This is a genomic window from Pseudomonas sp. M2(2023) (assembly GCF_030263955.1).
Taxonomy (GTDB): domain Bacteria; phylum Pseudomonadota; class Gammaproteobacteria; order Pseudomonadales; family Pseudomonadaceae; genus Aquipseudomonas; species Aquipseudomonas asiatica.
On record NZ_CP127114.1, the window covers coordinates 4977114 to 4988628 of the forward strand.

General features: G+C 63.8%; 12 protein-coding genes. 7 read left to right on the forward strand and 5 right to left on the reverse strand.

Features of this window, described 5'->3' with window-relative positions:
- The first annotated feature begins 55 nt into the window (after positions 1-55).
- From urtA to QN085_RS22920, 6 genes are all read left to right on the forward strand, one after another.
- Positions 56-1321 (forward strand): urea ABC transporter substrate-binding protein, encoded by a 1266-nt coding sequence (gene urtA, locus QN085_RS22895; RefSeq protein WP_013974390.1) that lies wholly within the window; start codon positions 56-58, stop codon positions 1319-1321.
- A gap of 140 nt (positions 1322-1461) precedes the next feature.
- Positions 1462-2949: an urea ABC transporter permease subunit UrtB gene (gene urtB, locus QN085_RS22900; protein WP_024087803.1), complete on the forward strand. Its 1488-nt coding sequence runs from the start codon at positions 1462-1464 to the stop codon at positions 2947-2949.
- On the forward strand, positions 2949-4028 hold the full coding sequence (gene urtC / locus QN085_RS22905) for an urea ABC transporter permease subunit UrtC (RefSeq protein WP_041506364.1): 1080 nt from the start codon (positions 2949-2951) through the stop codon (positions 4026-4028). Before urtB ends, urtC begins: the two co-directional genes overlap by 1 nt.
- Entirely contained in the window at positions 4025-4882 is an 858-nt protein-coding gene (urtD, locus tag QN085_RS22910; protein WP_023660839.1) for an urea ABC transporter ATP-binding protein UrtD, read from the forward strand. Before urtC ends, urtD begins: the two co-directional genes overlap by 4 nt.
- 137 nt (positions 4883-5019) lie before the next feature.
- The gene (gene urtE, locus QN085_RS22915) at positions 5020-5718 is read left to right on the forward strand and encodes an urea ABC transporter ATP-binding subunit UrtE (RefSeq protein WP_023660838.1); all 699 of its coding nucleotides are present in this window, start codon (positions 5020-5022) and stop codon (positions 5716-5718) included.
- A 31-nt stretch (positions 5719-5749) separates the two neighbouring features.
- Entirely contained in the window at positions 5750-6265 is a 516-nt protein-coding gene (locus QN085_RS22920; protein ID WP_023660837.1) for a GNAT family N-acetyltransferase, read from the forward strand.
- 126 nt (positions 6266-6391) lie between these two features.
- On the opposite strand, the gene QN085_RS22925 is transcribed toward QN085_RS22920, so the two are convergent.
- Both QN085_RS22925 and cbpA read right to left on the reverse strand, forming a co-directional pair.
- A complete protein-coding gene (locus tag QN085_RS22925) occupies positions 6392-6697 on the reverse strand; it encodes a chaperone modulator CbpM (RefSeq protein ID WP_023660836.1) in 306 nt (101 codons plus the stop codon).
- 2 nt (positions 6698-6699) lie between these two features.
- The gene (gene cbpA, locus QN085_RS22930) at positions 6700-7653 is read right to left on the reverse strand and encodes a curved DNA-binding protein (RefSeq protein WP_013974397.1); all 954 of its coding nucleotides are present in this window, start codon (positions 7651-7653) and stop codon (positions 6700-6702) included.
- Between the two features lie 164 nt (positions 7654-7817).
- On the opposite strand from cbpA, the gene QN085_RS22935 reads away from it, so the two are divergent.
- The gene (locus tag QN085_RS22935; RefSeq protein WP_285688559.1) at positions 7818-9089 is read left to right on the forward strand and encodes an Hsp70 family protein; all 1272 of its coding nucleotides are present in this window, start codon (positions 7818-7820) and stop codon (positions 9087-9089) included.
- A gap of 135 nt (positions 9090-9224) precedes the next feature.
- Here the strand turns inward: QN085_RS22935 and QN085_RS22940 are convergent, their stop codons facing one another.
- From QN085_RS22940 to QN085_RS22950, 3 genes are all read right to left on the reverse strand, one after another.
- Positions 9225-10232, reverse strand: coding sequence for an AI-2E family transporter (locus QN085_RS22940; RefSeq protein ID WP_013974399.1), 1008 nt, complete (start codon positions 10230-10232; stop codon positions 9225-9227).
- Positions 10233-10303: 71 nt separating this feature from the next.
- Positions 10304-10591 carry a PsiF family protein gene (locus QN085_RS22945; protein WP_003258250.1) on the reverse strand — a complete coding sequence of 96 codons (288 nt, stop codon included), beginning with the start codon at positions 10589-10591 and terminating at the stop codon, positions 10304-10306.
- A 62-nt stretch (positions 10592-10653) separates the two neighbouring features.
- The gene (locus QN085_RS22950) at positions 10654-11442 is read right to left on the reverse strand and encodes an AraC family transcriptional regulator (protein WP_013974400.1); all 789 of its coding nucleotides are present in this window, start codon (positions 11440-11442) and stop codon (positions 10654-10656) included.
- Positions 11443-11515: the final 73 nt, after the last annotated feature.

Below are 11515 nucleotides of genomic sequence, written 5' to 3' on the forward strand. Positions count from 1 at the left end.
CTTGCAACACCCCTCCCCGCTTGCCCAACACATAAAAACTCAGCGGAGAGAGCACATGAAGCGACGCAGTCTGATCAAGGCCTTCACCCTTAGCGCATCGATTGCCGCAATGGGCCTGAGTTGGAGTATCCAGGCCGCCGAAACCATCAAGGTCGGCATCCTGCATTCGCTGTCGGGGACCATGGCCATTTCCGAGACTTCGCTCAAGGACATGGCGCTGATGACCATCGAGCAGATCAACGCCAAGGGCGGCGTGAACGGCAAGCTGCTCGAGCCGGTGGTGGTCGACCCGGCCTCCAACTGGCCGCTGTTCGCCGAAAAGAGCCGACAGCTGCTGACCCAGGACAAGGTGGCAGTGGTGTTCGGCTGCTGGACCTCGGTGTCGCGCAAATCGGTGCTGCCAGTGTTCGAGGAACTGAACGGCCTTCTGTTCTACCCGGTGCAGTACGAGGGTGAAGAGATGTCGCCGAACGTGTTCTACACCGGCGCCGCGCCCAACCAGCAGGCGATCCCGGCCGTGGAGTACCTGATGAGCGAGGACGGCGGCAGCGCCAAGCGCTTCTTCCTGCTGGGCACCGACTACGTCTACCCGCGCACCACCAACAAGATCTTGCGCGCCTTCCTGCACAGCAAGGGTGTGGCCGACAAGGACATCGAAGAGGTGTACACGCCGTTCGGCCACAGCGATTACCAGACCATCGTCGCCAACATCAAGAAGTTCTCTGCTGGCGGCAAGACAGCCGTCATTTCCACCGTCAACGGCGATTCCAATGTGCCGTTCTACAAGGAGCTGGCCAACCAGGGCCTGAAGGCCACCGATGTGCCAGTGGTGGCCTTCTCGGTGGGCGAGGAAGAACTGCGCGGCATCGACACCAAGCCGCTGGTGGGCCATCTGGCGGCGTGGAACTACTTCGAGTCTGTGGATAACCCGGTCAACCAGAAGTTCGTCGCCGACTGGAAGGCCTATGCCAAGGCCAAGGGCCTACCAGGCGCCGACAAGGCGGTGACCAACGACCCGATGGAGGCCACCTACGTGGGCATCCACATGTGGGCGCAGGCGGTGGAAAAAGCCAAGTCCACCGATGTCGACAAAGTACGCGAGGCGCTGGCCGGGCAAAGTTTCGAGGCGCCGTCCGGCTTCACCCTGACCATGGACAAGACCAACCACCACCTGCACAAGCCGGTGATGATCGGCGAGATCCAGGATGACGGGCAGTTCAGCGTGGTGTGGGAGACCGAGCAACCGCTGCGGGCGCAGCCATGGAGCCCGTTTATTCCCGGCAACGACAAGCGCCCCGATTACGCCGTGAAAGGTAACTGAGAGCCGTTAGGGCCGCCTTGCGGCCCATTCGCGGGTGAACCCGCTCCCACAGGTTCGGTGCAAGGTTCGAAACCTGTGCGGTCCCTGTGGGAGCGGGTTTACCCGCGAAGAATCCACCGCTGTATTCCAGGATTGCTCGCATGCTTAGACTCCTGCTAACTCTTCTCCTGCTGATGCCCTTGGCAACCCAGGCCAGCGAGGGCGAATTCTTCCTCGCTGCCAAGCCCGCCGAGCAAGCCCGCCTGCTCGAAGGCTGGGCCGCACAACCCGATACCGCGCGCCTGGCGCTGCTGGACAACCTGCGCCAGGGCCGCATCGCCGCCGACGACACGCGCAAGGTACGCCTGAACAACCGCCTGCGCGGCCTGATCGACAATGCCTTGGCTAGCCACCAGTTGCTCAGCGACAACAGCGACATCCGCCTGGCCGCTGCCCAACAACTACAGAAAAGCGCGCAACCGGCGCAAATGGCCTTCCTCGACCGGCGCTTCGCCAGCGAACCGGATGCCGCCGTGCACGCCGCCCTCGGCCTTGCCCTGGCCAACCTGCAACTAGGTGCCAGCGAGCCGGCAGTACGCCTGGCCGCCGTTCGCCTGCTCGGCGAAACCGGTGACCCGCTGGCCCGCACCCGCCTCGAAGCCTTGCTGCAACCCAACGCGGAAACCGACCCAGGCGTGCGCACCGCCGCCGAAACCAGCCTGGCCCAGGTGCAGCGCAAGCTGCTGGCCGGCGAACTGCTCGGCCAGGCCTTCAGCGGCCTGTCGCTGGGCTCGATCCTGCTGCTGGCAGCCCTTGGCCTGGCCATCACCTTCGGCCTGCTCGGGGTGATCAACATGGCCCACGGCGAAATGCTGATGCTCGGCGCCTATAGCACCTACATGGTCCAGGTACTGCTGCAGCGCTACGCCCCCGGCGCCATCGAGTTCTACCCGCTGATCGCTCTGCCAGTGGCGTTCGCCATCAGTGCCGGCGTCGGCATGGCATTGGAGCGCACGGTAATCCGCCACCTGTATGGCCGCCCACTGGAAACCCTGCTGGCGACCTGGGGCATCAGCCTGATCCTGATCCAGGCCATCCGCCTGCTGTTCGGCGCGCAGAACGTGGAAGTCAGCAACCCGGCCTGGCTGTCGGGGGGCATCCAGCTGCTGCCCAACCTGGTACTGCCATACAACCGCTTGGTGATCATCGGCTTCGCCCTGGCCGTGGTACTGCTCACCTGGCTGCTGCTCAACCGCACGCGGCTGGGCTTGAACGTGCGCGCGGTCACCCAGAACCGCAACATGGCCGCCTGCTGCGGCGTATCCACCGGGCGCGTCGACATGCTCGCCTTCGGCCTCGGCTCGGGCATCGCCGGACTTGGTGGCGTGGCCCTGAGCCAGGTCGGCAACGTCGGCCCGGACCTGGGCCAGAGCTACATCATCGACTCGTTCCTGGTGGTGGTGCTCGGCGGCGTCGGCCAATTGGCCGGCAGCCTGTGGGCAGCCTTCGGCCTTGGCATCGCCAACAAGCTGCTGGAGCCGCAGATCGGCGCCGTGCTCGGCAAGATCCTCATCCTTGCGTTGATCATTCTGTTCATCCAGAAGCGCCCGCAAGGCCTGTTCGCCCTCAAGGGACGGGTAATCGACTGATGAACCAGCCACTGCTTGTTACCGCTACGCAAAAGGCCGGGCCACGCCTGACCCTGGCCATCGGCGCCGTCGTCGTCCTGTTGCTGGTGGCCCTGCCGCTGCTGTCGCTGCTGCCGGCGGACCATGCCCTGCAAGTGTCGGCCTACACCCTGACCCTGGTCGGCAAGATCCTCTGCTACGCCATCGTCGCGCTGGCCCTGGACCTGGTCTGGGGCTACGCCGGGCTGCTGTCGCTGGGCCACGGGCTGTTCTTCGCCCTCGGTGGCTACGCCATGGGCATGTACCTGATGCGCCAGGCCGCCGGTGACGGCCTGCCAGGGTTCATGACCTTCCTGTCGTGGAGCGAGCTGCCGTGGTACTGGGCTGGCACCCAGCATTTCGCCTGGGCCTTGTGCCTGGTGGTGCTGGCGCCCGGGCTGCTGGCGCTGGTGTTCGGCTGGTTCGCCTTTCGCTCGCGGATCAAGGGCGTGTACTTCTCGATCATGACCCAGGCGCTGACCTTCGCCGGCATGTTGCTGTTCTTCCGCAACGAAACCGGCTTTGGCGGCAACAACGGTTTTACCAGCTTCCGCACCATCCTTGGCTTCGACATTGCCGCCCAAGGCACCCGCGCAGTGCTGTTCCTGCTCACCGTCGGCCTGCTGCTGGCCAGCCTGTACCTGTGCTGGTGCCTGACCCACAGCAAGTTCGGCCGCCTGCTCACCGCCGTGCGCGACGCCGAAAACCGGCTGATGTTCTGTGGCTACGACCCGCGTGGTTTCAAGTTGCTGGTGTGGGTGCTCAGCGCCGTACTGTGCGGCCTGGCCGGTGCGCTGTACGTACCGCAGGTGGGCATCATCAACCCCAGCGAGATGTCGCCGACCAACTCCATCGAAGCCGCCGTGTGGGTGGCCCTGGGCGGGCGCGGCACCTTGATCGGCCCGCTGCTCGGCGCCGGCCTGGTCAATGGCATGAAAAGCTGGTTCACCGTGGCCTTCCCGGAGTTCTGGCTGTTCTTCCTCGGCGCGTTGTTCATCCTCGTCACTCTGTACCTGCCCAAGGGCGTGGTCGGCCTGTTGAAGAAAAGGAGCCAGCCATGAGAGGCGTGCCCCCGGTACACCCGGAATTCATGCTCGAACCGGTGTTCGACAACCTCGGTGCCAGCCGCGACGCCATCGGCCTGGGCCAAAGCCGCAAGACCGGCCTCGACACCCGCCACGGCACGGTGCTGAGCCTGGAAGACATCAGCGTCAGCTTCGATGGCTTCAAGGCGCTGAACGCGCTGAACCTGTACATCGGCGTGGGCGAGCTGCGTTGCATCATCGGCCCCAACGGTGCCGGCAAGACCACGATGATGGATGTGATCACAGGCAAGACCAGGCCCGACAGCGGTACGGCCTATTTTGGCGACACCCTCGACCTGACCCGCATGAGCGAATACCAGATCGCCCAGGCCGGCATAGGCCGCAAGTTCCAGAAGCCCACGGTGTTCGAGGCGCTGACGGTGTTCGAAAACCTGGAGCTGGCGCTGAAGACCGACAAGTCGGTATGGGCCAGCCTGGCAGCGCGCTTGGGTGGTGAGCAACGCCAGCGCATCGAGGAGGTGCTGGGCACCTTGCGCCTGCTGCCGCTGGCCCAGCGCCAGGCGGGCTTGCTGTCGCATGGGCAGAAGCAGTTCCTGGAGATTGGCATGCTGCTGGTGCAGGAGCCGCAACTGCTGTTGCTGGACGAGCCGGTAGCGGGCATGACCGATGCCGAGACCGAGTTCACCGCCGAGCTGTTCAAGGGGCTGGCTGGCAAGCATTCGCTGATGGTGGTGGAGCACGACATGGGGTTTGTCGGCAGCATTGCCGACCATGTGACCGTGCTGCACCAGGGCAGCGTGCTGGCGGAAGGGTCGCTGGAGCAGGTGCAGGCGGATGAGCGGGTGGTCGAGGTGTATCTGGGCCGCTAGACATTGAAACCTGTGCCGGCCTCTTCGCGGGTAAACCCGCTCCCACACAGGCCTGAAGAGCTGCGCGGTCCTTGTGGGAGCGGGTTTACCCGCGAAAGGGCCGGCACAGGCACAGCAACAATTTCAGGAATACACACATGCTCAAGATCGACACCCTGCACCAGTATTACGGCGGCAGCCACATCCTCCGGGGCCTGTCCTTCGAAGCCAAGGTTGGCGAAGTCACCTGCCTGCTGGGCCGCAACGGCGTGGGCAAGACCACCCTGCTGCGCTGCCTGATGGGGCTGGTACCCGCTCGCGACGGCAGCATCGAATGGGAGGGCAAGCCGATCACCAGCCTCAAGCCCCAGCAACGGGTCCACGCCGGCATCGCCTACGTGCCCCAAGGCCGCGAGATCTTCCCGCGCCTCACTGTCGAAGAGAACCTGCTGATGGGCCTGTCGCGCTTCCCCGCCCGTGAAGCGCGCGAAGTACCATCCTTCATCTACGAACTGTTTCCCGTGCTGGAACAGATGAAGCAACGCCGTGGCGGTGACCTGTCCGGCGGCCAGCAGCAACAGCTGGCCATCGGCCGCGCCCTGGCCAGCCGCCCGCGCCTGCTGATCCTCGACGAGCCCACCGAGGGCATCCAGCCTTCGGTGATCAAGGAGATAGGCGCAGTCATCCGCCGCCTGGCCGAGCGTGGCGACATGGCCATCCTGCTGGTGGAACAGTTCTACGACTTCGCTGAGGAGCTGGCCGACCAGTACCTGGTGATGGCCCGTGGCGAGATCATCCAGCGGGGCCGCGGCGAAAACATGCAGGCCGAAGGTGTGCGCGGGCTGGTAACCATTTAATCTGCAAGCAACGATCCTGCGAGACGCTGTCATGAGTCATGAAATCCGCGACGCCCTGCCTTCCGACGTACCGGGCATCCTCGACATCTACAACGACGCGGTGCGCAACACCACGGCGATCTGGAACGAAACCCCGGTGGACCTGGCCAACCGCCTGGCCTGGTTTGCCGCACGTGCGCAGCAGGGTTACCCGATCCTGGTGGCGGTGGATGAGAGCGGTGTGCTGGGCTATGCGTCGTTTGGCGACTGGCGGCCGTTCGAGGGCTTTCGCCTTACCGTTGAGCATTCGGTGTACATCCGCGGCGACCAGCGAGGCAAGGGGCTGGGGCCGGTGCTGATGGCAGCGCTGGTCGAGCGTGCGCGCGCGTGTGGCAAGCATGTGATGGTGGCGGCCATCGAGAGCGGCAATGCAGCGTCGGTGCGCCTGCACGAGCGGCTGGGCTTCGTGGTGACCGGGCAGATGCCGCAGGTGGGGGTGAAGTTTGGCCGGTGGCTGGACTTGACCTTCATGCAGCTGGTGCTGAACCCGGGGGCAGAACCAAGCTGAATTTGATTTTGCCTGTACTGGCCTCTTCGCGGGTAAACCCGCTCTCACAGGTACTGCACACATCTCAGAAATCGTGCGATTCCTGTGGGAGCGGGTTCACCCGCGAAGAGGCCGGGCCTGCAAACCTCACATCTGGATAAACCTGCCCAACCGCTGCCTCAGCATGCTGTTCTCGCTGCGCAGCTGCTGCACTTCCTGCAATAACTCCAGCGCCAGCGCCACACCTTCCCACTCCAGTTCCAGCTCCTGATGCAGCTTCGCCGCGCGTTTGGCCAGCAACGGCGCCTGATCGTCGAACAACCAGTCCTCCGGCGTTCGCCCGGAAGGTTCGACAATGCCGTGCTCGACGATTTCGATCACGCAGTCAGCCGTGAGATCGGCCTCCTGACACAAGGTACGCATGTCCAGTTGAACGATCAGGGTGCTGCTCATGATCACTTACTCCATTGTGTCCTCGGGTTGAACGCAGCCTTCTCGGAAAGCTTGGTCCACAGTTCGCGGGCAGACTCGTCGGATGCTGGTGGCATGACCACTTTCAGTTGCGCGTAAAGGTTGCCACGCTCGCCACTCTTGTTGGCCAGGCCCTTGCCCGGTACGCGCAGGCGCTGGCCGCTCTGGCTGTCGGGGCGGATGGTGAGGTTGATCTTGCCGTCCAGGGTCGGCACGGCCACCTTGGCGCCCAGTGCTGCCTCCCACGGTGCCAGCGGCACGGTGATGATCAGGTCATGACCTTCGACATCGAACAGCGGGTGCGGTGCCATGCGAATGGTCAGGAACAGGTCGCCATTGGCCCCGCCACCACTACCCGGCGCACCCTGGCCCTTTAGGCGGATACGCTCGCCGTCGGTCACACCGGCCGGGATCTTCACGTTCAGGGTCTTGGTAGTGAAGCCGGTGCGCTGGCCCATGGCATTGGTCTGCGGCACCTGGAAGCTGATCTGCTTGGACTCCTTGCTCAGGGTCTCTTCAAGGAATACCGCCAGTTCTAGCTCCACGTCCTGCCCCCGCCTGCCAGCGCTGCGTTGCTGCTGCCGGGCACCACCGAACGGGTTGCCCCCCCGGCCACCAAAGATCGAGCTGAAAAAGTCGGAGAAATCGCCGCCTTCGAAGCCGCCACCACCGCCACGGTTCTCCCAGCCCGGTGGCGCCTGGAACGGCCGGCCATGCTGGCCACCGTACTTGCGAATTTCATCGTACTCGGCACGTTTCTGCGCGTCGCCCAGCACTTCGTAGGCCTCGTTGGCCTCCTTGAATTTTTCCTCGGCGTCGCGCTCCTTGCTGACATCGGGGTGATACTTGCGCGCCAGCTTGCGGTACGCGGCCTTGATCGCCTTTTCGTCCGCCGCGGGCTCTACGCCGAGTATCTTGTAATAGTCTTTGAAGTCCATCTATGGATCACCAATGTGAATGTGCGTGTTGCAAGAGAAGATAGGGGTCAAGCATAGCCTTTCAAGACCACCTTGGGGTTGCTCCATGGCAGACGATCGGTCTTGATTCTGTAGCCAACTGGCATACACTGCGCGGCCGTTTTGCCTCCGGAAGCTCATTCCCCATGTCTGACGTATCCCCGGCCCGCGCCCTGGGCATCGACTTTGGCACCTCCAACTCCACGGTCGGCTGGCACCGCCCAGGCGCCGAGTCGCTGATTGCCCTGGAAGACGGCAAGATCACGTTGCCCTCGGTGGTGTTCTTCAACATCGAGGAGCGTCGCCCGGTATATGGCCGCCTGGCACTGCACGAGTACCTGGAAGGCTGCGAAGGCCGCCTGATGCGTTCGCTGAAAAGCCTGCTGGGCTCCAAGCTGATCAAGCACGATACCAGCGTGCTGGGCAGCGCCCTGCCGTTCAAGGACCTGCTGGGCATGTTCATCGGCGAGCTGAAAAAACGCGCAGAGGCCGCTGCTGGGCGGGAGTTCGAGCAGGTGGTGCTGGGCCGTCCGGTGTTCTTCGTCGACGAAGACCCTGCCGCCGACCAGGAGGCCGAGGACACCCTGGCCGAAGTGGCGCGCAAGATCGGCTTCAAGGATGTGTCCTTCCAGTACGAGCCGATTGCCGCGGCCTTCGACTACGAGTCGAGCATTAGCCGCGAAGAGCTGGTGCTGATCGTCGACATCGGCGGTGGTACCTCGGACTTCACCCTGATCCGCCTGTCGCCCGAGCGCCACCTGGTCGCCGAGCGCCAGAGCGACATCCTCGCCACCGGCGGTGTGCACATTGGCGGTACCGACTTCGACAAGCAGCTGAGCCTGCAGGGCGTGATGCCGCTGTTCGGCTACGGCAGCCGCATGAAGAGCGGCGCGCTGATGCCGACCAGCTATCACCTCAATCTCGCCACCTGGCACACCATCAACGCCCTGTACTCGCAGAAGTCGCAGCTGGCGCTGGGCAGCATGCGCTATGACATCGAGGACACGTTGGGCATCGACCGCCTGTTCAAACTGATCGAAGAGCGTGCCGGCCACTGGTTGGCGATGGAAGTGGAGGCCAGCAAGATCGAGCTGACCGAACAGCAGAGCCGCCACGTCGACCTAGGCCGCATCGAGCGCGATCTGGGCGTGGACCTGTCCCGAGCGCTGTTCGAGGGGGCTATCGAAGGGTTGCTGGAACGGGTGCGTGGTAGCGTGAGCGAACTGCTGGCCAAGGCTGGAGTGAGCGAGACCCAGGTCGATACGGTGTTCTTCACCGGCGGTTCCAGCGGGATTCCGGCGCTGCGCAACAGCGTGTCGGCGATGCTGCCGAATGCGCGGCATGTGGAAGGCAACATCTTTGGCAGCATTGGTAGCGGGTTGGCCATCGAGGCGCGCAAGCGCTACGGCGTAGCCTGAGCCATCCCTTTCACCTGTGCCGACCTCTTCGCGGGTAAACCCGCTCCCACAGGGTCCCCGCAAGTCTTGAGAGAAGTGGCATACCTGTGGGAGCGGGTTTACCCGCGAAGAGGCCGGTACTGGTCAATCAAAGAATCAGACCAGTTCGGCCCGCTTCAGCTCACTCTTCAGGTAGGCATAGTAGATCGGCCCCGCCACCACCCCCGGCAGCCCGAATGCCGCTTCGAACACCAGCATCGCCAGCAGCAGCTCCCAAGACTTGGCACTGATCTGCCCGCCCACGATCCGCGCGTTGAGGAAGTACTCGACCTTGTGGATGACGATCAGGTAACCCAGCGCCGCCGCCGCCACCCAGATCGACAGCGACAGGCCGACGATAGTGATCAGGGTATTCGACATTAGGTTGCCGATCACCGGCAGCAGGCCCAGCAGGAAGGTCAGCACGATCAGCGTCTTGGTCAGCGGCAGGTGCACGTCGAACATCGGCAGCACCACGGCCAGGAAGATGCCCGTGAACGTAGTGTTGAGCAGCGAAATCTTGATCTGCGCGAAGACGATGTTGCGAAACGCCTTCACCAGCAGGCTCAGGCGCTCGAACAGCGCCGCTGCCAGCGGCTTGCGCCGGGATATGTCGGGGATGCGCTGCAAGGCGACGATGGCACCGAGGATCATGCCGATCAACAAGGTGACGAACATGTGCGCCATACCCTTGCCCACCAGTTGCAGGTCGCTCAGGTGGCTCTTGATCCAGTCACCGATGGCCACCTTGAACTCCGCCGCACTGGCCGGCAGGTAGCCTTCGATGAACGGCGGCAGCTGGCTACGGGCGCGCTCCACCAAGGCCATGAACTTGTCCAGCGAGGCCCCGGGGTTTTCCGCCTCGTGCAGCAAAAAGCTGAAAGCACCGGCAAACAGCAGGGTCAGGGTGCTGACCACCAGCGTGCCGAGCAGCGCTACAGCCAGCCAGCGGGCGCGCTGCCCGGCAATCAGCGGCTGCAGCCGCGGCGTGAGCATGTTGACCAGCTCGAACACCAGCAAGCCGGCCAGCAGGCTTGGCAGCAATTTCAGGGGCAACGCCAGCAACAGGCCGGCAAATACGATGATCCAGCTGGCCAGGGTGACCTGGCGGGGGGTGAAGGTCATACAGCCTCAACGGCAGACAACGGGAAAGACCCGCAGTCTGCCAGCCTTACGTCTGCAGGCATAGGCGCAGGTCATTTCTTCTTCAGGCAGTCGCTCATGAACGCTTTGCGTTCGTCACCCTTGAGGGCCTTGGTGGTGGCGTCGGCGTTGCAGGTTTTCATCTTCTCTTGCTGGGTTTGTGGCACATCCTTCTTCAGGCAGGTGCTCATGAAGGCTTTGCGCTCATCGCCCTTGAGGGCCTTGGCGGTGGCGTCGGCGTTGCAGGTTTTCATTTTTTCCTGCTGCGCGGTATTGGCGGCGAAGCCTTGTGCGCTGAACAACACCGCCAATACCAGTAAGGGGATTTGCAGCACTTTCATGGAGTATCTCCTTGGCTCCGCGCCCGATGCACGGGGGTCGAGCTGAGTGTAGCCAAGAATTCTCAACGCCCTGCCCGCGCCTGGCGACGGTATTGCTCGGGCGTGCACTGGGCCTGGCGCTGGAACATGGCGATGAACGCCGAGGCGCTGCTGTAGCCGAGGTCGAAGGCGATGGCCTGGATCGGCTGGCCGGCTTCAAGCGCCTCGATGGCGCGCAAAAAGCGCAGGCGCAGCCGCCATTCACCAAAACTGATGCCCAGCTCGCGCAGGAACTGCCGGGCCAAAGTACGTTCGCTGACATGAATCTGGGCGGCCCATTCGCCCAGCGGGCGGTTGTCGCCCGGCTCGGCACCAAGGGCATCGAGCACCTGGCGCAAGCCCTCGCTGTGGGCAAACGGCAGGTAGCAGGCCTGGGTGGGCGCCAGCAGCAGCTGGTCGAGCAGCACCTGCGCCAGGCGCTGGTCGCGCTCGCCCTCAGCCACCCGCAGGTCGCGCCGGGCGAAGTCGGCGAGGATGGCCTTGAGGATGTCGCTGATCATCAGGCTGCACGGTTGCTGCGGCAGTGCGGCGCACAGGCTGCGGTCCAGGTAGACCGAACGGTAGACAATGGCCTGCGGGTTGTAGCAGCCATGCTCGGTGTCGGGCGGCACCCACACGGCGTATTGCGGCGGCGACAGGAAGTGCTGCCCAGCTACCTCCAGGTGCATCACGCCGTGGGCGGTGTAGTTGAGCTGGCCCCAGGCGTGGCGATGCAGGGCGCTGCGGGTGTCGGCACCGAACTCGTCGTGGCGGAAGTACACCGCGGCCGGGAGCCGGGTGAACTGGGGAATGTCGAGGTATTTGCGCGGCATGCTGTCTGCTTTGCGGGGTGGGTTGTCTGGATAGGAGTATAGGCTTGTGAACAGACAATCGATAATACAGGCC